Annotated in this window: 17 protein-coding genes and 1 pseudogene; 7 read left to right on the plus strand and 11 right to left on the minus strand. The window is 71.2% G+C overall.

The genetic code is table 11. The features are described 5' to 3' along the window. Positions 1-916: pseudogene (locus HV824_RS00005) on the plus strand (hypothetical protein); the annotation flags it as partial. 52 nt (positions 917-968) lie between these two features. Here HV824_RS00005 and HV824_RS00010 read toward each other — a convergent pair. From HV824_RS00010 to HV824_RS00035, 6 genes are all read right to left on the minus strand, one after another. Further along, a complete protein-coding gene (locus HV824_RS00010) occupies positions 969-2102 on the minus strand; it encodes a hypothetical protein (RefSeq protein ID WP_163785807.1) in 1134 nt (377 codons plus the stop codon). Next, the gene (locus tag HV824_RS00015; RefSeq protein WP_176414950.1) at positions 2099-2869 is read right to left on the minus strand and encodes a type III pantothenate kinase; all 771 of its coding nucleotides are present in this window, start codon (positions 2867-2869) and stop codon (positions 2099-2101) included. Before HV824_RS00015 ends, HV824_RS00010 begins: the two co-directional genes overlap by 4 nt. Before the next feature lie 13 nt (positions 2870-2882). Beyond that, positions 2883-3887, minus strand: a complete 1005-nt coding sequence (locus tag HV824_RS00020) for a biotin--[acetyl-CoA-carboxylase] ligase (protein ID WP_176414951.1) — start codon at positions 3885-3887, stop codon at positions 2883-2885. A 30-nt stretch (positions 3888-3917) separates the two neighbouring features. Beyond that, positions 3918-4553: a hypothetical protein gene (locus HV824_RS00025; RefSeq protein WP_176422378.1), complete on the minus strand. Its 636-nt coding sequence runs from the start codon at positions 4551-4553 to the stop codon at positions 3918-3920. Further along, a complete protein-coding gene (locus HV824_RS00030) occupies positions 4531-5448 on the minus strand; it encodes a HEAT repeat domain-containing protein (protein WP_176422379.1) in 918 nt (305 codons plus the stop codon). Before HV824_RS00030 ends, HV824_RS00025 begins: the two co-directional genes overlap by 23 nt. 66 nt (positions 5449-5514) lie before the next feature. Next, complete coding sequence (locus HV824_RS00035; RefSeq protein ID WP_176422380.1) at positions 5515-8304, minus strand: HTH domain-containing protein; 2790 nt, start codon at positions 8302-8304, stop codon at positions 5515-5517. 98 nt (positions 8305-8402) lie between these two features. On the opposite strand from HV824_RS00035, the gene HV824_RS00040 reads away from it, so the two are divergent. Then, on the plus strand, positions 8403-10601 hold the full coding sequence (locus tag HV824_RS00040) for a PQQ-binding-like beta-propeller repeat protein (RefSeq protein ID WP_176422381.1): 2199 nt from the start codon (positions 8403-8405) through the stop codon (positions 10599-10601). A gap of 13 nt (positions 10602-10614) precedes the next feature. Here HV824_RS00040 and HV824_RS00045 read toward each other — a convergent pair whose 3' ends face one another. After that, positions 10615-11529, minus strand: a complete 915-nt coding sequence (locus HV824_RS00045) for a hypothetical protein (RefSeq protein ID WP_176414956.1) — start codon at positions 11527-11529, stop codon at positions 10615-10617. Positions 11530-11580: 51 nt separating this feature from the next. Here HV824_RS00045 and HV824_RS00050 point away from each other — a divergent pair, with 51 nt between their 5' ends. After that, positions 11581-12612: an alpha/beta fold hydrolase gene (locus HV824_RS00050; RefSeq protein ID WP_176422382.1), complete on the plus strand. Its 1032-nt coding sequence runs from the start codon at positions 11581-11583 to the stop codon at positions 12610-12612. Here HV824_RS00050 and udk read toward each other — a convergent pair whose 3' ends face one another. Together udk and HV824_RS00060 are read right to left on the minus strand one after the other, a co-directional pair. Then, positions 12613-13248, minus strand: coding sequence for a uridine kinase (gene udk / locus HV824_RS00055; protein ID WP_176414958.1), 636 nt, complete (start codon positions 13246-13248; stop codon positions 12613-12615). Positions 13249-13316: 68 nt separating this feature from the next. Then, positions 13317-14969: a DUF692 family multinuclear iron-containing protein gene (locus tag HV824_RS00060; protein ID WP_217916969.1), complete on the minus strand. Its 1653-nt coding sequence runs from the start codon at positions 14967-14969 to the stop codon at positions 13317-13319. A gap of 116 nt (positions 14970-15085) precedes the next feature. Between HV824_RS00060 and HV824_RS00065 the strand changes: the two genes are divergently transcribed. From HV824_RS00065 to HV824_RS00080, 4 genes are all read left to right on the plus strand, one after another. Next, positions 15086-15901, plus strand: coding sequence for a GNAT family N-acetyltransferase (locus HV824_RS00065; RefSeq protein WP_176414960.1), 816 nt, complete (start codon positions 15086-15088; stop codon positions 15899-15901). Positions 15902-16130: 229 nt separating this feature from the next. Next, positions 16131-16964 (plus strand): hypothetical protein, encoded by an 834-nt coding sequence (locus tag HV824_RS00070; RefSeq protein ID WP_255207623.1) that lies wholly within the window; start codon positions 16131-16133, stop codon positions 16962-16964. A gap of 298 nt (positions 16965-17262) precedes the next feature. After that, entirely contained in the window at positions 17263-17961 is a 699-nt protein-coding gene (locus tag HV824_RS00075) for a response regulator transcription factor (RefSeq protein WP_176414962.1), read from the plus strand. Next, positions 17930-19570 carry a HAMP domain-containing sensor histidine kinase gene (locus HV824_RS00080; protein WP_176414963.1) on the plus strand — a complete coding sequence of 547 codons (1641 nt, stop codon included), beginning with the start codon at positions 17930-17932 and terminating at the stop codon, positions 19568-19570. Before HV824_RS00075 ends, HV824_RS00080 begins: the two co-directional genes overlap by 32 nt. Here the strand turns inward: HV824_RS00080 and HV824_RS00085 are convergent. Together HV824_RS00085 and HV824_RS00090 are read right to left on the minus strand one after the other, a co-directional pair. Next, entirely contained in the window at positions 19558-20736 is a 1179-nt protein-coding gene (locus HV824_RS00085) for a hypothetical protein (protein ID WP_176422384.1), read from the minus strand. The two genes, HV824_RS00080 and HV824_RS00085, sit on opposite strands and share 13 nt — an antisense overlap. A gap of 7 nt (positions 20737-20743) precedes the next feature. After that, positions 20744-22069 (minus strand): hypothetical protein, encoded by a 1326-nt coding sequence (locus tag HV824_RS00090; protein ID WP_176414965.1) that lies wholly within the window; start codon positions 22067-22069, stop codon positions 20744-20746. Positions 22070-22175 lie beyond the last annotated feature (106 nt).

A 22175-nucleotide genomic window follows, 5' to 3' on the forward strand; every position in this document is an offset into this window, starting at 1 on the left:
GCCCCGGCCCATCGCGGCCTCCCGCCCCGCTCCGCCGCCCGTCGCGATGGCGCCGGCCGCCGACGCCGCGGAGCTGCGCAGCCTGCGCACGAGGGTGGCGGAGCTCCAGGCCGAGCTCGACGACTCGCGCGGCATGGCGTCCCACGCCGAGGAGCGCGTGCGAGACCTGGAGGCGCAGGTGGAGAGCCACGCCACGGAGCTGGAGACGGCCCGGGCGTCGTCGGGGAAGAACGACAAGGACACCTTCGCCCTCCGCGACGCGGCCAACAAGAAGGACAAGGAGATCCTCCGCCTCAAGACGGAGCTGAATCAGAAGGACCAGGAGATCATCGAGCTCAAGGACCAGAGCCTGGAGCTGGAGCAGAAGGCCAGCACCGCCGAGTCCGAGCTCGCCCAGCGCGACGCCCAGCTCAAGACGCTGAGCGCCCGGGCGGAGTCGCTCGCCACGGACCGCAAGCGCGTGGACCAGCAGCTGACCGCCGCCAAGGACGAGGCCCGGAGCGCGTCCGCGCAGCTCACCGCGCTGCAGACGGAGCTGGACCAGCACCAGGCCCAGGCGCATGCCTACGCCGCGGAGCTGGAGGACCTGCGCGCTCGCGCGGGACAGCTGGAGGCGGACGTCCAGGCCGCGCAGCAGGAGGCCGAGGACCTGCGCGTCCAGTTGGGCCAGGCCCAGGTGGAGCTGTCCGAGCAGAGCAGCCGCGCCAGCGCGGAGGCCGAAGCGCTGCGCGGCCGCATCTCCGAGTTGGAGGCCGCCACGGCCCGCAGCGAGGAGCGCGTGACGCGCCTCTACGCGCGCATCAAGAGCGAGGAGAAGCTGCGCGAGAAGACGAAGAAGGCGCTCGTCATCGCCCAGCAGCTCCTGGAAGAGCCCGCCTCCTCGGTGGCGGACGACGCCAGCGAAGCGGCGGCCTGAGTCGCACGGGCCGCGCTCCCCGGGCCACCCGCGCCCGGGGCACCGCCCGCCCCTACCCCTGCTTCTTCGGGGCCGTCTTCTTCTCGTGCAGCTTCTTCGCGAAGCCCTGCACGGCCGCGGGCACGTTCTTGTCGCGGCTGAGGTCCTTCAGCTCGGCGTCGCGGAACGCGTTGAGGAACTTCATGGTGACGGTGAGCGGGACCTTGGGGTTCTTCACCAGCGCCATCTTCACCTTGTGGTTCTTCGTCCACTCGCGGTTGCTGTAGATGACGCGCAGCACGTCATCCATCATCGCGCGGTTGGTGGCGCAGGAGAGCACCTCGCCGTCGGTGATGCGCGGGCTGCGGATGACGGCCACCGCCACCAGCTTGTTCGTCTCGCGGATGAGCGCGGTGCGGGCTTCCTTGTTGCCCAGCGTGGCCAGCTTGATCTTCTCCGCGATGGACATGCGCATGATGCGCTGGGCCAACGTGAGGCGCTTGCCCTCCTCCATGGGCGCGGCGGCTTCGTCCGCGGCCTCCTGGAACTCTTGAAGCACCTCCTCCGCGGTGGGGCCCTGCGGCGGCGGCGCCTCCGCGGCCTCGGGGCCGAAGACGCGCACCCGCGCGTCCTTCATCTGCGGCACGTCCATCAGCGTCAGCCCGCTGCGCACCGCGAAGTCGCAGACGCTGTCGATGAGCGACACCGGCGCACTCGCGTTGGCGCAGAGGTTGCGGAGGATGTCCTCGTGGCGCAGCAGCCGGAGCTGATTCTGTCCGATGATCTCCGCCAGCTTCGGGTCGCAGTCCTTCGCCACGTCCGCCACCGCGTCATCCGGCGTGCTGGCGTTGAGGACCAGCATCTCCGCGTAGGCCGCGTTGCCCTTCACGAGCCCCAGGAGGTACCCGAGCACCTGCGGCTGCACCTCTTCGTCGCGCAGCGCGGAGCCCAGAATCCTGTCCGGCAGCCCCGCGGCCGTCTTCGCCGCCGTCTCGCGCACGCCCGGGTCCGGATCGAACGTGAGCATGTAGAGCGCGCCCACCATGTCGGACGGGCTGAGCGGGACGAGCGACTTCGCCGCCATCATCCGCAGCGGCACCGGCGCCGCGGGGTCCACGTGTTTGCGCAGGTTGGGCGGCAGGAACTCCGCATCGAAGGGGCAGCCCGGGGGCGGCGTCGGGACGGCGTTGGGAGCGGCAGGGGTCATGACGCGTGATTCCTTCCGTAGATGATGCGCAGGCCCTCCAGCGTGAGGAGCTCATCCACCTGGTGGATGACCTTCGACTCGCTGGCCACCAGCGACGCGAGCCCTCCGGTGGCGACGACCTTCACCGGAAAGCCCAGTTCGGCCTGCATGCGGGCGCAGATGCCGTCCACCATGCCCACGTAGCCGTAGACGAGCCCGGCCTGCATGGAGTGCACGGTGTTGCGCCCGATGACATGCGGCGGACGCGCGAACTCCACGCGCGGCAGCTTGGAGGCGTTCTGGAACAGCGCCTCCATGGAGATGTTGATGCCGGGGCAGATGCAGCCCCCCAGGTACTCCCCCTTCGGCGACACCGCGTCGAACGTCGTCGCGGTGCCGAAGTCCACCACCACCACGCCGGCGTGGTGCTTCTCGTAGGCGGACACCGCGTTGACGATGCGGTCCGCGCCCACCTCCCGGGGGTTGTCGTAGAGGATGGGCATGCCCGTCTTCACGCCGGGCCCGACGAACATGGGGCGGACGCGGAAGTACCGCTCGCTCATCTTCTCCAGGTTGGACTGGAGCGGCGGCACCACGCTGGAGACGGCGACGGCGGTCACCTTCGCCGGGTCGATGCCGCGATGGGTGAAGAGCTGGCGAACCAGGATGCCGTACTCATCCGAGGTGCGGCGCGTGCTGGTCTCCACGCGCCAGTGGTCGATCAGGCGCCGGCCCTCGAACACGCCGAGCGCGGTGGTGGTGTTGCCGACGTCGATGGCCAGGAGCATCACACCGCGCATTCTACCGCCGTGGGCGAAGCTGCTCCACGTCGCCCGCCAACACGCGCTCGAGCGAGCCCTCCGCCGTCCGGACCAGCAGGGCCCCGGACGGGTCGATGTCCTCGGCCCGCCCCCGCAGCTCCTGCCGGTCGGTGCGCACCCGCACGTCCTGCCCCAGCGTGGAGGACAGCGCCTTCCAGCGGGCACGCACCGCGTCGAAGCCCGTGTCCATGTAGAGGTCCAGCCACTCCTCCAGCCGCGTCCAGAGGGCCGCGGCGAAGCGGGCCCGTTGCACCGGCTGCCCCAGGGCCAGCGACAACGACGTGGCGGTGGCCCGCAGCTCCTCCGGGAAGTGCTCGGCCTGGGAGTTGAGGTTGACCCCCACGCCCACGATGACGAAGTGCACGCGCTCGGGCTCGGCGGACAGCTCGGTGAGGATGCCCGCGACCTTGAGGCCGTCGATGTGGACGTCGTTGGGCCACTTGATGGCGGCCTCCACGCCCGCGTCGCGCAGCGACTCCGCCAGCGCCACGGCCGCCACCAGCGTCAGCTCCGGCGCGCGCTGGGGCGGCAGGTCCGGACGGAGGACGGCGGAGAAGTAGAGGTTGAGGCCCGGCGGCGACACCCAGGTGCGGCCCCGGCGCCCCTTGCCCGCGGTCTGCTGTTCGGCCACCACCACCTCACCGTGCTCGGCGCCGTCCTGGGCCAGACGGAAGGCCTTCTCATTGGTGGAAGGCAGCGATTCGTGGTGGTGGATGGTGCGGCCCAGGTCGTGGGTGTCCAGGAGCGGGCCCACCTCGAGCGAGGTGAGCCGGTCCGGAACCGACACCAGCCGGTAGCCTCGCGCGGACACCGCCTCGATGCGGTAGCCCTTCGCGCGCAGGGCCTCCACGTGCTTCCACACCGCCGTGCGCGACAGCCCCAGCTTGCTGGAGAGCGCCTCACCGGAGGTGTAGTCGCTCCCGCTTTCCGACAGGAAGCTCAGGATGAGCGCTTCCTGGGACTGCTCGTTCGCATTGGCGGCCACAGCGGCACCTCGTGGAGATTCTCCACCCTATCAGCCCGAAGGCGGCGCCGCGCCGTCCCGGAGCTGCCAGGCCGTCAGCTCCAGGGAGGTCTGCGGCATCAACTGGCCGTTGGTCTCCACGGCCATTTCGATGCGGACCATGCCCACGCCGGGCGCGAACGTCATCGTGTTCACCAGCGTGGCCTTGGCGTCCACCCGGTTGCGGCCCTCCACCTGGACACAGCGCGGGAAGGTGCCCGCGGGCGTCTCACAGGGGTCCCCCGCCTGGACGATGTGGTAGCGCTCCGTGGAGGACACGGACACCACGTTCGTCCACGAGTGCCCGGTCCGCACCGGACCGCGCAGCAGGTAGCGCTTGGGATCTCTCAAGCCGTAGCCGTCCAGCGAGAGCTGACCGCCCTGGCTGTCGTGGAAGACGCCGGCCTCTTCCTTGAGGATCTCCACGGTGACGTGTTTGTCGTCGCGGCCGTTGATTCGATAGGTCCAGCTATTGCCCACCGCGAGCGGGTAGTACACGGACACGTCGTCGGTGCTGGCGCTCGCGCCCGCCGCCGCGTCGACGTTCTTGGAACAGCCCGTGCCCAGCACCAGGGCCGCCAGCACCGCGGCCCCGCCCATGCCGAATGAACGCTTCATGTCGATGTCAGTCCGCGCGGCTGGGGCCACGCGCCTCCGCAGATGAGTGCTTACGTGATGCGTAGAGCGTGTCCAGCGCCTGTTGCGCGGCGGCCTGGACGGTGGGCGCATCGTGCCCCTGCGCCATCGTGTAGAGGTAGGCCTCCGCCTCCGGGCCACCGATTTCGCCCACCGCGAAGACAATCTCCTGCACGAAGCCCAGGTCACGGCCACGCGCCAGGTCGATGAGCACGGGCACCGCGACCCGCGCCTTCATCTCCACGAGCGAGCCCATCGTCCTGCGCACCGTCTCGGCGTCGGTCGCTTCCTTGAGGCGGTCGATGAGCAGCGGCGCGGCGGCCGGGTGCTGCCGCTCCGCCAGCGTGCGGAGGCTGAACTCCCGCACTCGCGAGTCCGTGGCCTTCAGGTCCAGCACCAGCTCCTCATCGGTTCGGTCCAGCGCCGTCAACTGCATGACGGTGGACTCGGTCACCTGGCGCAGCACGTTGGCCAGTGCCGTGCGCATGGCCTCCTGCCGTCCCGCGGGCGAGTCCTCCTCGACGGGCGCCTCACCCAGCCCGACCAGCTCGTAGCGCTGGGGCAGACGCCCACCGAAGCGCTCCAGGATCAGGTTGGCGCCCACCTCGGCGAAGCTGCGCGGGTCACCGTCCTTCAGCACTTCGCGGGTGAAGGGCACGTCCAGCGTCAGGCGCCAGGGCCGCTCCTCACGAGGCGCCTCCGCGCCCTTCTGTTCGAAACGGCCGGAGTCTTTCAGGGCGGCGGTGAAGAGCGTGGCCACGCCCTCGGGAGCAAGTCCCAGCAGGGCGTTGTCCCGCAGGGTGGCCCCGGAGAGTTCCACCGGCGCCACCGGGTAGCGCGGCGCCTGCCATCGGCAGGCGCCGAGCAGCAGGACGACGCAGGAGGCGAGCAACAGGACCGGCTTCATCGCTCCCCAGGGTAACACCTGGAGAGCGGTGGCGCCGACCAATCCCTCACCCCCTGGCGTGCCGCGTCAGCTATCGCGCTCCCCGGCCGGTCCCTTGGGGGGCACGGACGCGTCCGCGGACGGATCACCCTCGGTGGGAGAGGGAGCAGGCTCGCTGGCCTTTGCGCCATCTTCGGATCCAGAAGACGCCTCCGTCGCGGCACCGGGGGCCACTTCGCCCGCCGAGCCGTCCGGCACGCCCGCCTGCGTCAGCCCTGCCGCCGGAGCAGCCGATGACGTCCCCTCGGAAGGAGCAGTCCCGGACGCATCCGCCTGTGTGGCGACGCCCACCGACGCGGACGCCGCATCGCTGGAGGCCGGCGCGGAAGTGCCCCCACTGTCCGCCGAGGAAAGCGCTTCACTCGACACGACACCTGGGACAGCAGCCGAGCCCGCTCCACTGTCAGCGCTCGCATTGGACACGGAAGGTGCCTCGCCGACACTGCTGACGTCAGGAGACGCGCCTCCCGTGGCACCAGACGCACCGCTCCCGGCAGTCGACACACCGGCGTTGCCAGCGGCACCGACAGCAGTCGTCACTCCAGCGACGCCCCCGGCGGCCGTATCTCCACCAGTGCCCGCAGCCGAGACACCGGCCTCGCCAGCGACGCCAACAGCGTCCGGAGCGGAGGCATCCGCCTCGCCAGCGACACCAGCACCCGAGGTAGAGACACCTGCCTCACCCGTAGCACCAACGGCACCCGCAGCCGAGACACCGGCCTCGCCAGCACCCGCGGAGGAGACACCCGCCTCACCGGTTGCCCCCGTGGCCCCCACGGAGGAGACACCCGCCTCACCCGTGGCACCAACAGGACCTGCGGTGGAAACACCCGCGGCCCCTGCAGCCGAGGCTCCGGCCTCGCCAACGGCACCCGCCTCACCAACGGCACCCGCCTCACCAGCGGCACCCGCAGCTCCAGCCTCACCAGCGGCACCCGCAGCTCCAGCCTCACCAGCGGCACCCGCAGCTCCAGCCTCACCAGCGGCACCCGCAGCTCCGGCCTCGCCAGCGGCACCCGCCTCACCAGCGGCACCCGCAGCCGAGGCACCCGCCTCACCCGCTTCGCCAGCGGCCCCGGCCTCACCCGCGCGGCTGCCACGGCCGCGACGGCCCCGGCGACGACGGCGGCGGCGCTTGCGGTCACCCTGCGCCCCTTCGGCGCCGGCATCCGCTGCAGCCCCATCGGGACGCGCACCACCCACGAAAGCGCTGGCTGCCTCGAGGTCGTCATCCTCCCCGTCCTCGTCGTCGTCCTCCTCATCGTCCTCGCGGCCCTGCAGGACCGGCGCGGCCGGCACGGGAGCGGCTTCTCGCGCATCCCCGGCGGGAGCAGCCGAAGTCTCCTCGGTGGACGCCGCCGCGGTGGCCTCGGCTTCACGCGCCTCACGGGCCTCGCGCTTCTCACGCTCACGGCGGCGCTTCTCACGCGGGCGCTCGCGCTCGCGCTCCGGCGCGGCAGCGGCCTCGGTGGGCTCCTCCCCTTCCCGGGCCTGCTTCTCGCGCTGACGCTCCTCGCGGCGCTTCTGGGCCTCCTCGGCATCCAGCTTCGCGGCCTCGAAGAACGTCTCGTCGACCTCGTACAGCGCGACCTGCGTGACGGAGACGGCCGTCTCCGCTTCCAGGAACTTCTCGCCCAGCGCGTCACCGCACCAGAGCATCACCAACGAACCATTGGCCTGCGCCTCGGTGCGCGCATCACCGCGCACGTCACCCGCGCTCACCAGCAGGCCCACCTGCGCCGAATAGTGGCCCAGGTCACGCCGCAGCTCCTGCACCGACTTGCGGTCGATGCCAGGCGTGCCCTTCAGCATGCGCACCGCGTAGCGCAGCTCCACGCTGCCCTCGCGCTTGCGCGCGGTGAGCAAGGGCCCTTCCTTGGACCGCTTGGCCACCTTCAGCTCGCGGAAGCCCAGGCCGTGCATCATCTTCACGACGGACTTCTCGAACGTGCCGACGTCCAGCTCGCCCAGGCGCTTGCGCAGCCCACGCGCCACGGAGCGGCGCGCGTCCTTGAGCGTGGCGCGCAGCGTGGCCACCAGCGCGGCATCCTCCGGGGCCTCGCCCGCGGCAGCCGGCTTGCCCAGCACCGGACGGCCCGCCTCCAGCGGGATGCCCAGCGCCTGCGCGAACGCGGCCTGGAGCTCCAGCGGCGGGGCCTCGCTCGGGGCGCCAGCGCGCTCCAGCGACACCTCTCCAGAGTCCTTGCTGAAGGCGTACTGCGGCCGGCGGCCCGCGTCGATGCGACGCTGGTTGTCCTCCAGCAGCGCGGTGAGCACCGCCTCCACCGAAGTGTCCTCGGCGCACAGCTCCTTCGCCCGGGCACGCTCGATGATCTGCTCGGTGCGCAGCCCGATGTCCGACTCGCTGAGAATCTCGAACACCACCTCGGGCAGCGGCGGGAAGCGCTTGCGACGACCGCCACGCTCCTCGTCCTCGTCGCGGCGGCGCTTGCGGTCGCTGCCACGGCCCGCGACCCGCACGTTGTCCGTGCGCGGCTCCGGGTGACGCTCCGCCGGACGCAGCGGCGGCAGGTCTTCTTCAGGGTGCGGCTCCACCACGCCGGTTTGAGCCAGTGCCTCGACGTCCTCGGGAATCGACCAGTCGACCAGCGCGAAGGTGTCCTTCGCCGTCACAAGCACCTTGCGATCCCGCGTGCGGCGCGCCATGGCTGCGAGGCGCGACAGCATCGTCACCTCAGGCGTCTTGCCCACGTGGGAAAGCAGGCTCTGCTGGATGGACTTCTCGGTAATTTCAAGGAAGTGGAGGGGACGACCTTCGCTCTCCAGGATGCGGAGCGCGGCCTCGTAGAATGTCATCGAGTATTCCCCAGGAATTCCGAACGGTTACAAAAATGTAGGTCCGTATAGGCGGCGGATGCTAGCCATCGCTAAACTGGCTTGTCAACGAACGCAACATGACCCGCATACGCATCGGACAGCGCTGGAAACGCGAACCCGCAGCTTCCCCGCTCGATTCCATCGCACTGGAATTGGACGGGGTGGACCTCCTGTCCGGGGCCGTGGAGGAGTCTCTAGCAGAAGTCGTCCCCTCGCTGGTGCGCTCAGTTGCGGCGCTCGCGGGTGGGCGGCAGAAACTGGCCCAGGTCTCCCTGCCCGAGGCCCACCTGGAGCTGGTGCTCCGCCGCATGGGGCCGGAGGTGGAGCTGCTGGTGGCCAACCTCTCCCGCCCTGCCCGGCTGATGCGCCCGCCCGTCCGGGTGGAGCTGGAGGAGCTGGTGGAGGCGGTCCGTGAGGCCGGTGAGCGGTTCCTCACCGACGTCACCCGGGCCGGGCCCAAGGGGCTCGCCACCACCGTCGGGCAGGCCCTCAAGGAGCCGCTGAGGGGCCTGAACCGCCCCGCCCGTCCTCCCGACGAGGCGCCGGCCCGGCCCGCCACCCGGCGCGTGGAGCCCACGGAAGTCCCGGGCTTCGGCTTCGAGCTCCGGGACGCCAGCGTCCCCACGGGCCGCGGCGCCGCGCGGGGGACGGGCGGACTGCTGGCGCCCCTGCTGGCGTCGGGCGAGGTCTGGCTGTCGCTGCCCGGAAAACCCGAGGCCTGGCGCGTCCCCGGCCCGCCGTTCCTGACGGCGCTGGAGCTGTCGCGACAGGCGGTGGAGCTGGCGCGCGCGGTGGAGCTGGGCGAAAACCGCTTCGAGCTGGCCCCCGCGGGCGCGAAGCCCTCGCTGCTGGTCGACCTGAAGACGGGCCAGGCGAAGGCAGGGCGCACCGGGGCTCCCTTCCCGCTCGCGGGCAACGTGGCCGCCGCCGCCCTCTTCCACCTGGGCGAGTCCCTGGCCGCGGCCTTCGCGGAAGCGGACCGCGCGCTGGTGGCCAACCCGTACCGGATGGAGCTCGCGGAGCGCTGCCGCGAGGGCCTCTCGCACCTGCGGGGCCCCGTGCAGCCCCCCGAGGCCCAGGGCGCGGCCCGCGAGAAGAAGGCCCGGGCCACGGGCCAGGGCACCTCACGTCCGTTGAAGGTCCCCGGCCGGTTGCGCCGCCTGCGCTTCGAGAAGCTGTGGGAGAAGCGCGGACTTCCGGACGCGGAGGAGTCACGGCTGCTGCTCGGCCGGCACGGGCCGGTGTACTGCGCGCCGCAGCTGGCCTCCGCGTTCTCCCGAAAGGACGGAGCGCTGCTGTGGAAGCGCGCCGCGGCGCTGGGCGTGGCCGCGTCGGCGGATGGCCACGCGGTGGCGGCGGACATCGCGCGCGTCTACGGCTTCACGGGCCGGGGCGGCGGCGCGCGCTGGCTGCATGACCACGACGGAATCCCCCTGGGCCCACTGCTGCTGCGCGAGGACGGCCTGCTGCTCACCCTGTCCGAGGACCGCACCGTCGTGGCCTTCGCGGAGGCCACGGGCCGCGAGGTCTGGCGCCTGGCGCCGCCGCGCACCCAGCGCAGCTGGCTGGCCACCCAAGGACACCGCGCGCTGGTGGGCACGGACTCGGGCTACCTCTATGGGCTCGACCTGGAGGACGGTCAGGTCCGCTACCGCATGCGCGCGCCCATGCCGTTCCACGGCCCCCCGGTGGCCTGGGGCCGGCGCTTCCTGGCCATGCTGGGCCGCGGCTCGCACTGGGCCGTGTTGCTCGCGGACGCGCACACCGGCGAATCCGTGTGGACGTACGAGCCGAACCTGTCCCACCTGTCCGCGCCCCTGCCCATGGGCTCACGGGTGTTCATCGCCGGCGAGCGCGAGCGCGAAGGAATGCTGCTCTGCCTGGACGCGAAGGGCCGGCGCCTCTGGGAGCGCCCGCTGAACCTGGGGCCTGGCCCCTATGCGCTGGCCTCCCTCCCCCGCGCGGTGGTGGTGACGAGCGCCTCGGGCGCCGCCGCACGGGTGGCCGCTTCCGGTACGGTGGACTGGCGCGTGGGCGCCGCGGGCGAGCCCCTCATCAGCGCGCTCCCCGCGCATACCGCGCGCGACGTCACGCTGGTGCCAGGGGAGCGCGTCCGCGCGGTGGACCCCCGCGGCGGGCAGGTGCTCGCGGAGGTCCAGGCCGGCGTGGGGCTCGTCGCGCTCCAGGCCGACGTGCGCCTCAACCTCTACTTCCTGGACGACGCCGGCACGCTGTCCGCGTACCGGCTCGGCTCTCACTTCACGGTGGTGGAGTAACCCCCGCGAAGGCCTAGTTCGCCGAGGCCTTCGACGGGTCGATCTCCTCCTCGGGGCGCTCTTCCTGGGTGGCGCCCTCCCACGACTCGCCGGCGCCGAGCTTCCAGTCAGACGGCACGTCCAGCTTCCACACGTAGCTGGACGTCGCGGTGCCACCCGAAGCCGCGCTGGAGGACAGGTTGATGGTCATCTCCATCTTCGCCACCTCGTTCGGCAGCAGGTCCAGGTCGTAGTGCCCCAGCACCATCTGCGGGGGGAACGACGGGACGAAGCGCTCCGGGTGGTCAATCTTCATGGACGGGTCGGCGCCGCGCATCTCGCCCAGCAGCTTCCCCTTCGCGTCGGTGAGCTTCCACACCGTGTCGAACGTGGCGCTGGTCATCATCTTCAGCACCTTGCCGTCGTCCTTGAGCACGCGCTGCGCGCCCCACACCGCCAACTGCAGGCGGATCTGCGGCTTGCCCAGCACCATCACCACGTCGGAGGAGATGATGTCCAGGCGCATGCCCTTGTCCGTGGCCGTCCACACCGGGCGGTAGCGGCCCTCGCGCAGGCTGTCGAACGTCTTGCGCGTGTACTCGTAGAAGGCCTTGCGGTCGTTGGCGCGGTCATCCTTCGCGCCACGCTCCTCGCGCGCCTCCAGCTCCAGCAGGTAGTCGTCGAACTTCGTGTTCCCCTTGAAGCGCGTCAGGTGCGCGTCCACCTGCTCGAAGTAGTTCTTGAAGAAGGGCTTCAACTCATCGCGGTAGCTGGCCTCGTCCGGGTTGGCGCGCATCCAGCCCACCCGTTCGAGGTACTCCGCGTGAATCCGTTGCTGATCCGCATCCCGCTGGGCCTCCAGCGCGCGACTGCTCGCGCTGCGATAGCTCATGACGGCGGCCAGCAGCACACCCGCGACGATGACGATGACTCCGAAGTAGCGCTTCACGCGGCAGTCTCCTGTGCCTTTGTCCTGGCAGTGATATGAAAAATCCCCAACGTGATCCAGGCCACCGGGACCCACCTGTTCACCACGCCCCTTCCCTTGGAGGAAGGAGAGCTGCTGGGCAATCCCCAGGTGGCCTGGGCGGCCTACGGAGAACCATCAGACGGCAAAGCGGTGGTGTTGCTGCACGACCTGGCACACTCGCACCTCGCGTTGGGCCCGCCGGAGGACTCGGCGTACCAGCCCTCCGGCTGGGGACGCGCCCTGGTGGGGACGAACCTCGCGTTGGACCCCGCCGTCACCCCCGTCTTCTCCCCTGGGTTGCTCGGCAGCCCTTTCGGCAGCACGTCGTCCGCGACGGTGAATCCCGCGTCGGGTGAGCGCTGGGGGCTCGAATTGCCGCCGCTCACCGTGCAGGACATGGCGCGCGCCGTGTCGGCCACGCTGCGCGCGCGGGGGCTGACGCAGGTGCGTGCGCTGGTGGGGGTGGGCCTGGGCGCCCACGTGGCGCTGCGGCTGGCGTCGCTGTTCCCGGACCTGGCCGAGGGCGTGGTGGCCATCGGCGCGGCGCGCGCGCTGCCCGAAGGCGTGCGCGAGAAGCTGGGCCTGTCCTGGCAGGTGCTGCGCGCGGACCCCGACTACCGGGACGGCCTCTACGCGCTGGATGCGCCGCCGCGCAAGACGATGCGCAAGCTGCGCCTGGACTTCCAGAAGCTGCTCCGCGGGCGTGAGTTCCTGGCCTCCGCGTACCCGGCCCCCGAAGCGGCCCACGCCGCGCAGGAGGCGGAAGCGGACGCGTTCGCGGACGCCTTCGACGCGGTGTCCTGGGCGTCGCTGTGCTCGGCGTACGCGGGCAGCGACGTGTCGGACGGCTTCTCGCGAATCCGCGCGCGGGTGCTCCTGGTGACGGGGACGTCGGATGTCATGGCCCCGGTGAACCGGGTGCGTGACACCTACCACCTGCTGAGCGCCGCGGGCGTGAGCGCCCGCTTCCTCGAGCTGCCGGGGCCCGGGGACCACGCGGCGCTGCTCCAGGACGCGGAGCGGCTCCATGGCCCGCTGAGTGACTTCCTGCGGCGGTGCTGACTAGTCCCGCCTCACGGCGCCGGAGAGCTTGCCGCGGAGCGCGCCCACCAGCATGCCGATGGCGATCTCGTTGTTGCCGCCGTGCGGGATGATGATGTCCGCGAAGTGCTTGGACGGCTCCACGAAGCCCATGTGCATGGGCCGCACGTGGCGCAGGTACTGGCTCACCACGTGGTCGAAGTCGCGGCCGCGGTCCTTGATGTCGCGGGTGAGGCGCCGGAGGATGCGGAGGTCGTCGTCCGCGTCGACGTAGATCTTCACGTCCATCTCATCCCGGACCTCCTTCATGTGGAGGACGAGGATGCCCTCGATGAGGATGATGTCGCCGGGGTCGACGTTCTTCGTCTGCGGCTGACGCGACGAGGTGACGAAGTCGTAGACGGGCTTCTGGATGGGCTGCCCGGACTTCAGCGCTCGCAGGTGCTGAACCAGCAGCTCCCGGTCGAAGGCATCCGGGTGGTCGAAGTTCACCTCACGCCTGTCCGCCAGCGGAAGGTCCTTCAAGTCCCGGTAATACGAATCCTGATCGATGAAGGCCACGCGGCAATCAGTCAATGCCTCGCGTACCTTGCGGGCAACGGTGGTCTTGCCGGACGCGGTGCCGCCCGCGATTCCGACGACGAGGGGGGACGCCATGGCGGCGCGAACTATCTTACCGGGACGGCCAGCGCAAGGGTTCGGTCCAATCCTGGACATTTCTCCCGCTAGCCCCTGCGAATCAGCCCACGCCCCCTCGCCTCCTCCAGCAACCCAGGCGTCACCTCGGCCTCGGCCATGGGCCGGACAGCGAGCATTCTCAGGAATTTGCCCAAGGCCGGGGGCACCGACATCACCTCCGGCGCCCCTGCCCTGCGCCGTGCGACGAAGGACCAGGGCCCCGGGCCGGGCCGGCGCGCCACCTGGTTCAGCGAATCCAGGCCGGACAGCTCCAGCGTGCCACACGCCCATGCCCGGGCCGTGAGATGCCGCCGCACGGCTCGGGCGGAGTGGACCAGCTCGGACAGGTCCACGGGAAGCGACCCGGCCCGCACATCCTCCATCAACCCCACCTGTCCGGGCGCGGGCGCGGGCACCCGCCGCGTGAACAGCGACGGCAGCAGCAGCTCCAGCGCCAGCGCCGCCGACGCCCCCTCATCCGGTGACTCGCGCAGGCGCCGCATGGCCCAGGACGCGAAGGACTGCCCGGGCGTGCGCGCCACGGAGTCGAAGAGCCTCCGGTACTCCTTCGAGCCGGTGAAGGCCGCCAGCCCCTCCCGCGTGCCCGCGAGCAACAACCGGGTGAGCGGCCACTCGCGGTCCAGGACCTCCGCGACCACGGCCAGTCGGAAGTCCTGGTCCGCCAGCGTGCCCGCTTCGTCCTCCACGGAGGCCGCGGGCGCCGCCGCGTACCCCGCGTCGAACAAGGCCCAGGGCTGGCTGTCCTCCGTGAGCGGCGGCACGGCCGCGACGGTCGGCGGAACGCGCCACGTCAGCGGCGGACGCGCTCCCGCGGGCACCCATTGGCGCAGGCGGAGCAAGGACCTCCGGGCGACCTCGGGCGGGTGGCCGTCGCCCTCGAAGGTGACGGCGCGCAGGGACGGGCAGCGCGGAATCAACGAGGCAAGCAGGTCGAAGAGCTCCTCGCGCACCGGCTGCGTGTGGTCATCCACGTAGAAGCCGCGCGGCCCCCGGTGCGTCACCACGCCCCCGGCGATGTGCAGCTCGATGACCTGGTCGAGCGGAAAGCCGTCCAGCCCCGTCTCCAGTGGCAGGCCGGCGGAGAGCTGATGGCTGAGCAGGTGCCCCAGGTCCAGCAGCAGCGGCGCCCCGGTGCGCGCGTGCAGCTTCGCCATGAAGTCCAGCACATGCCACTGCCCGCGCCGCGCGAGCACCGCGGGGTTCTCCAGCGCGAGCGGCCTGGACAGGTGCCGCTGGACATGGAGCGCGTGGGACACGCACGCCTCCAGGCCCGCTTCGTTGAAGGGCGGCGTGAAGTAGAGGTAGCCCGGGAAGGGCTGCCCGTCCACGTGCCACCAGCCGACGTCGTTGCCCACCCAGGGGCTCTCCACGGCGCGCGCGTGGGCGTCCAAATCCAGCAAGGCCTGGCCGGGCTCCAGCGCGGGCCCCCAGAGGTTGAGGTGGACGGGATGGAAGAGCACCGGGACGTCCTGGCGCCGGCGCCACATCTCCGGGAACAGCGAGGCGTGCGCCTTCGACTCCTCCAAGGAGAGCGGCGCGCTGTACTCCACGTAGTCGAAGAGGCCCGGTGACTCGTCCAGCAAGCGGTAGGGCTGCGGCACGTCCGCCACGCTCAGGTTGCTGCTCAGCCCCAGGCCCCGCCAGGGCAGTGTCCACGTCTCGGGAACCGCATGCGTCATCCTCTCAACGTAGACGCGCCCCGCGCCCACCGCCACCCACGACCGCCGGGCAGTGGCGCGCTGACCGCATCCGGGCTCGGGTATGCTCGCCGATTCCCCTCACCCCAGGAGGCACGATGCCCACCCCCTCTCGCGTCGAGATAGATGAATCCAACGCGCAGTACCGTGGAGCCTGGAGGCTGTTCGCCCTGGGCAGCAAGTCGGGTGAAGTGGTGGAGCGCCCCGACGTCTACATCACCGCCTGCCACGTGGCCTGGTCGATGATGAACGCCGCCTTCCTGCGCGCGCCCGTCGAAACGGAACAAGCGCTCGCGGCCGCGGCGGCCTCGGCGGCGCGCTACTTCTCCGCCGGTCGACATGGCTGGTGCTTCGTCATCTGCGACGACTGGCTGGCACCCTCCGTGCGCGACAACGCGCCCTCCATCCTGGCCTGGTACGGGCTCAAGTCGGAGATGAACGTCACCGGCATGGTGGCGGACCGGCTGGCGCCCCCCATCCACCCACAGCCTCCATTCAACGTCCGCCCCGTCACGGAGGCCTGGGGCCGGCAGGCCGTGGCCGACATCAACGCCAACGCCTACGACGTCCCCCGCCACTTCGGCCGTGAAGCGTTCGACGAGGACACGCTCTACACCCCGGACTGCCAGGGCTTCGTGGCGTGCCGCGACGAAGAGGCCGCGGCCAGCACGGTGGTGCTGCGCGTGGACTCCGCCGCCTACGTCGCCCTGGTCGCGACCCATCCGCGACACCGCCGGCAAGGCGCCGCCGAGGCCGTGATGCGACATGCGCTGGCGAAGGCCCATCAGGACTGGGGCACCGAGCGCACCGTCCTCCACGCCACCAGCGCGGGCGAGCCCGTCTACACCCGCATGGGCTACCGGCCGGTGACGCGCTTCCGCATGTACCTGGCGCCGCCACCGGGCCACGGCTGAGCCAAGCGCGGGGGCTCGGCCCAGGGGAGTAAAAACAGACTCATGTCACTTCGAGAGAGTGACTGGCTTTTTCTACCGAGATTGAAAGCCAGCCGCTCCGCCTCATTGAAGAATGCCGCCCTCGCATGAACCGCGGTCCAGATTCTTCGATGGCGTGGAGGTTATGGCAGACTGATCCGTGGGGGGCTTGCCGCACGTCTTGTATCGCCCAGCCACAGGGAGTCCGCACATGGCCAAGTGGGATGATCTCGTCCTGGCGATTGCACCGCACGCGGGCGGCAGGCTTCAGGCTCCCGCCGCGGCCTCTCTGCTGGAGACCCTCCTCGGCCTTCACGAAACCCAGCTCACCCTCCTTCGCGGGTTGCATCGCGACGTCCGGCCGCTGATGGACGGTCCCTTCCATGCCGGGCGGCTCCACCTGGAGGCCGCGCGCGCCCCCCAGGCCACCCGCGATGAACAGCTGGAGCGGCTGATGTCCGCGCGGAGCTGCTTCACGGAGGCCATGGGCACCGAACGCGACAGGGCGCGGCTGTCGTTCACCGCCCTGCACCTGGGCCTCTGCTGGCTGCTGCTGGGCGCGGAGCGGGACGCGCGCGAGTGGACGCGGATGGCCCACCGCACGGCGGTGGAGGCCATGAAGGACATCCTGGTGGAGGCCTCGAAGCACCAGGGCCTCACCCAGAACCGGTACCTGGATCCAGCGCTCACCTTCTTCATGTTCTTCACCAGCGCGGCCACGCTGGGCGCGGGCTACCTCTTCTGGGACCGGGTGCTCAGCAAGCGCACGGGCACGGTGATGCGGCGCGCGCTGGGGCAGATGCAGGCGCTGGCGGACTACGTGGACATGCTGGGCGAGGTGCGCCTCCACCTGGGCGAGTTCCCTCATGACGTCGCCCGGTACGAGCTGACCCACGGCGTGGACGAACAGCAGTCCGTCGCCCGCATCACCATCCGGAAGCTCATCAACGACCGGGAGGCCATCTACTTCAACGGCCGGGAGACCCGGAAGGTCACCTGGAACGACCAGGAGCGCTCCGAGGTCATCACCCGCGAGCTGCTCTGACGCCAGGCGCTGTCACAGTCCCGTCAAACCCTGTTTTCAGGATTGCCGCGAGCGGAACGTCAGACCGCCCCGCCATAGTAGCGGCACTTCCTTGATGGGGGCGAAGGTGACGGCGCAGACGATGCTCGTGTTCATTCCAGTGATTCTCCTACTCGCCGCGGCCATTGTGATTCCGCGGCCCCGCCGGCGCTCACGCCGGTAGTCTTGCTCACGGCCGGGGACGCGCCCCGGCCGTCTCCCCCGGCCCGGGTGGGTGTAGAGTGCGGCAGCCGTCGCAACCCTCCCCTCCCGAGCAGCCGTGGCCGAACGTCCCACAGTCCTGGTCGTCGACGATGATCCCCACCTGAGGGAGATTGTCCGCTTCGCCCTGGAGCAGGGAGGCTTCCAGGTGAATGAGGCCGCGGATGGCCGCGCCGCCCTGACGCAGGTCGACCGGACCCTCCCGGCGCTCATCGTCCTGGACATCATGATGCCGGAGCTGGACGGGCTCGCCGTGTGCCGCGAGGTCCGGCGCAAGCACGAGCTGCCCATCGTCTTCCTCTCCTCGCGGGACGACGAGGTCGACCGCATCCTCGGCCTGGAGCTGGGCGGCGACGACTACCTCACCAAGCCCTTCAGTCCGCGCGAGCTCGTGGCCCGCGTGAAGGCGGTGCTCCGGCGCGCGCGGCCCGCGCCGCCCCCGGAGGTCGAAGCGGCCTCGGCGCGGCTGCAGGCCCGCGGGCCGCTGCGCATGGACGCGGAGCGCTGGCGCGCGTGGTGGCAGGACACGGAGGTGGTGCTCACGGTGACGGAGTTCCAGCTCCTGGCCACGCTGCTCCGGGTCCCCGGCAAGGTCTTCACCCGGGACGAGCTGATGAACCGCGTCTACGACGACGTGGTGGTCAGCGACCGGACCATCGACAGCCACGTGCGCCGGGTGCGGCAGAAGTTCGCGGGCGCGGGTGGAGACGTCATCGAGACGGTGCATGGCCTTGGCTATCGGCTCGCCCTCCCCTGAGCGCCGCGCGCGTCCGCGCCTGTGGCTGGTGTTCGCCGCGGTGGGCGTCGCGGGGTTCGCCCTCACGCTCGCGGGGCTCGCCTTCGTGCGCGTCTACGACAACCAGCTCATCCGCCAGACGGAGTCGGAGCTGATTGCCCAGGGCGCGGTGGTCGCGGAGGTCTTCCGCGAGCGGCTGAGCGCCACCGTGCCAGCGGGCGCCTACGGCCGCGAGCGCACCGCCCCCTGGCCCTTCCCCATCCCCGACGACACGCGCCTGCGCCCCATCCTCCCGTCGCTCAGGGCCTCGGACGCGACCCTGCCGTCGGGCGGCACGCCCCAGCCCTCGCGCGTCCCCGCGGAGCCGCTGTCACAGGCGGCCGGCCTGCGCCTGACGCCGCTGCTCGAACAGGTGCGCGCGGCGACCCTGGCCGGCATCCGCGTCGTGGACACCGAGGGCGTGGTGGTGGCCAGCAGCAGCCCCGCGCTGCTGAGGACGACCCTGGCGGACCGCACGGAGGTCCAGCGGGCCCTGCGCGGCGAGCCCGTCAGCGTGATGCGCCGCCGCGTCGCCGATCCCGAGGACACCCCGCTGGCGTCGCTCAGCCGCGACACCGGCATCCGCGTCACGGTGGCGCTGCCCGTGCTGGAGGGCGAGCGCGTCTGGGGCGCGGTGGTGCTGACGCGCACGCCCATGACGTTCGCCAAGGCGACGTACGCGGACCGGTGGAACCTCACCGCCACCGGCTTCGTGTTGCTCGGCGCGGTGGCGCTGATGTCGCTGGCCGCCGCGGCGCTGGTGGGCCGGCCGGTGCGCGCGCTGGTGAAGCAGACGCGCGCCATCGCCATGAGCGACCCCGCGGGCTTCGAGCCCATGGCGCGCCCCGTGGTGGCGGAGCTGGCCGAGCTCTCCGAGTCCCTGGCCGGCATGGCCACCGCGCTGCGGGACAGGAACCAGTACATCCGCTCCTTCGCGGCCAACGTGTCGCACGAGTTCAAGACGCCGCTGGCCTCCATCCAGGGCGCGGTGGAGCTGCTGCGCGACAGCGCCGACGCGATGTCCCCCGAGCAGCGCGCGCGGTTCCTCGCCAACGTGGACGCGGATGCCCGCAGGCTCACCCGCCTGGTGCAGCGCCTGCTGGAGCTGGCCCGGGCGGACTCCATGACGGCCACGCCCGCGACGGTGGAGCTGGGCCCGCTGCTGGAGGGGCTCGCCCTCCGCGCCCGCGCCGCGGGCGCCACGGACATCCACGTCACGGCGCCGCCCGCGGGCCTGAAGGTGAGCCTGCCGCAGGAGGTGCTCGACGACGTGCTGTGGCAGCTCGTCACCAATGCCCGCCAGCACGGTGGGGACGCCGTCCGCGTGGACCTGTCGGTGGAGCAGGCCCCGGAGGCGGACCTGGTGCGCGTGGTGGTGAAGGACAACGGCAAGGGCATCTCCGAGACGAACCGCGCGCGCATCTTCGACGCCTTCTTCACCACCGCCCGCGAGCGCGGCGGCACGGGCCTGGGGCTGACGATTTCCCAGTCCATGCTGCGCGCCTTCCACGCGAGGTTGGAGCTGCTTCCCTCGACCCCGGGCACCACCTTCGCGGTGGTGGCGCCCGTGACGCGGCTTCAGCGGAAGTAGCTGTCGGAGATGTCCACCGAGTAGCCCAGCTCCAGCGTGGGCGAGGACGCGGCCACCAGGAACTGGCGGAAGTGCAGCGCCTTTCCGGGCAGGCCCGGCGCGTCCGCGGCCACCGCCTCCGTCGACTCATACTGCTCCAGGCTGCCTCCCTCGCGCCGGTAGTTGAACACCGCCGGGAAGTGCGCACGTGCGCGGAGCTCCGCCACGGGCCAGGAGACTCGCGGCAGCGCCAGCTGCAACCGGCCGGAGAGGTGGAAGACGCCCAGCTCTCGCGACAGCACCACCTCCAGCGTCCCGCCCGTCTCGCCCAGCCGCGCGGGGGCGACCTTCAACGCCAGGGTGCCGTCTTGCGACTCCACGGGGACGGGAATGGCGTTCAGAGTGACGCGCTCCAGCCGGTGCCCTTCCGGCAACACCAGCTCCAGCGGCTGCTCGCGGTCCAGGCTCAGCGCATAGCTGACGCGCAGCGTGGCGCGGCCCTCCAGCGTGGAGACCCAGGACGCGGTGGCCTCGGTGATGCGCGGCTCGAGCGGCGGGCGCACCTGCTGCTTCTGGCTCTGCGCCACCCGCGCCACCGACGCGCGCCAGCCGACGCGCAGCGCGCCTTGCACGGGATAGACAGCGTGGGACTCGCCGCCCATGGAGGCCAGCGGCTCGGTGAGCGTGAAGACGGACGTGTCCGCCTCCAGCGCCAGCGGCACCGGGGACGCGTGGGGCCCGAAGCGAAGCTGGGCACGGCGCTCCGGGCCCGCGCCGGGCGAGCGGATGGAGACGCCCACGTCGAAGACGTAGCGCCCCGCCTTCCGCGTCAGCAGGCAGAGGTACCCGTCAACGACGCCCACGGTGCCTTCCTCCAGCGAGGGCAGCGCGGCCGGGAACGTGTCCGCGTCGAGCTGGAGCAGGCGCACCTGCGTCCAGCGCCCATCCGCGAGCACCTCCACGTCGAAGTGTCCGTCCACGAAGAGGGCATCCGCCGTGAGCCGGCCCTTGAGCTGGCTCTTCACCAGGGCCTCCATCGGAGGTGCTTCAGCGGGCGCCGACTGGCGCTGCGCGTAGAGGGGAATCAGCTCCTGGAGCGGCACGGTGGCGCTGCCGGAGGGCGTCTTGACGGCCGAGCCATCGGCCGTGGTCAGCAGGAGTCCAACGAAGAGCGGTACGGTCCACATGGCGCAATCAGCTCGCTTCCGGGGTGACAGGGGTGGAGGCAGCGGGAGCCACGGCGGCGCGTGGTGGCTCACCGGGCAGGGACAGGTCGGAGAGGAAGGCCCGCACGCCGGCGCGGGTGGAGAGCACCATCAGCCCCAGCAGCGCGGCGAGAATCTCCAGCGTGTAGATGAGGCCGGTGTAGCCCTGGAGGATGACGGCGCCGGTGGGGACCACCAGCGTGGCGCCCCACAGCGCCGCGAGCACGGACGTCCGCTCCTTGGGGAAGAGCCAGCGGACGTAGACCACCACCGCCGCGCCCAGGCCCACCGCGCAGAGGACGTAGGCGGCGTAGAAGTTCATGAAGGCCGCCAGGTACGCCAGCAGCACGAAGAAGAAGCCGTACACGGCCGCCAGCAGGTACGTCTCATGGAGCGCGAGCGAGCGGCGGTGGCGCAACCCCAGCGCCGCGAGCAGCGCGAGCAGCCCCAGGAAGGGCACCCAGGCCCGGGTCGCCATGGTGCCCACCAGCGCGTCGAACGTCTTCTCCGACGGGAGGATGACGCCCAGGTTCACCCCCGACTCCAGCGACTGGAAGGCCCAGTCCAGCGTCACCGCGTCGGACGTCGTGTTCACCGACGACGCGGCCAGCACGCCCGCCGGGTAGTCGTAGTTCTCCCCTCCTTCGACGGCGACATGGACGCGCACGTCCCGCGCGGGCAGCGCCGGGTCCAGGCGGTACACGAACGAATTGAGTCCCCGGGCGCGGTAACGGATGGTGAAGCGAGACGTGGCGCCCTTGGCGATGCGGCCCGTCCACACCAGCCGGTTGCCGGACTCGCCCAGGTCCAGGCTGGACTCCTTGCCGTCGACGAGGAACTGGAGCTCCGACAGCAGCACCTGCGACTTGTCCATCTCCATGGGGAAGATGAACGCCACGTCGATGTCGGTGCTCTCGCGGTTGACCACCGCGTAGTCGGCGTTGAGGGTGAAGTCGAAGCCGGAGAAGTAGCGCAACCCGCGCTTGCGGTAGTTCATCTTCGCCTGCACCTCGACGTGCTGGCGGTCGAAGGGCAGCGGCTTCAGCTCGGTGAAGATGGTGCCGCTGTGCACGTAGCGCAGCGACGGCGCGGGCTGGGTGACGGGCGCGCCCCAGCGGTCCTCTACCCCGGCGGCCAGCTCCGAGTTGGCGAAGTCCGTCCGGTCCGCCACCTGCCCGGCGATGACCGCCGTGGCGAAGACGACGATGATGAGACTGCCGAAGACGTGGTGGGCCACGAGCCAGCGCAAGGCCCGGCGAAGGGCGCCTTCGGGCGCTCGCGGCGGACGGGGAGGCAGCGGAGGAGGTGCGTTCATGGGCGCAGGATGTCCGCCCCCCGTGCAACGGTGATGGCCCCCTTGTGCGGCTGCCAAGGCATGTTTGTGCAGATTTCGTGCAGGCTGGGATGCAGCTTCCCCCGGC

The organism is Myxococcus sp. AM009 (assembly GCF_013372605.1).
Lineage (GTDB): Bacteria > Myxococcota > Myxococcia > Myxococcales > Myxococcaceae > Myxococcus > Myxococcus vastator.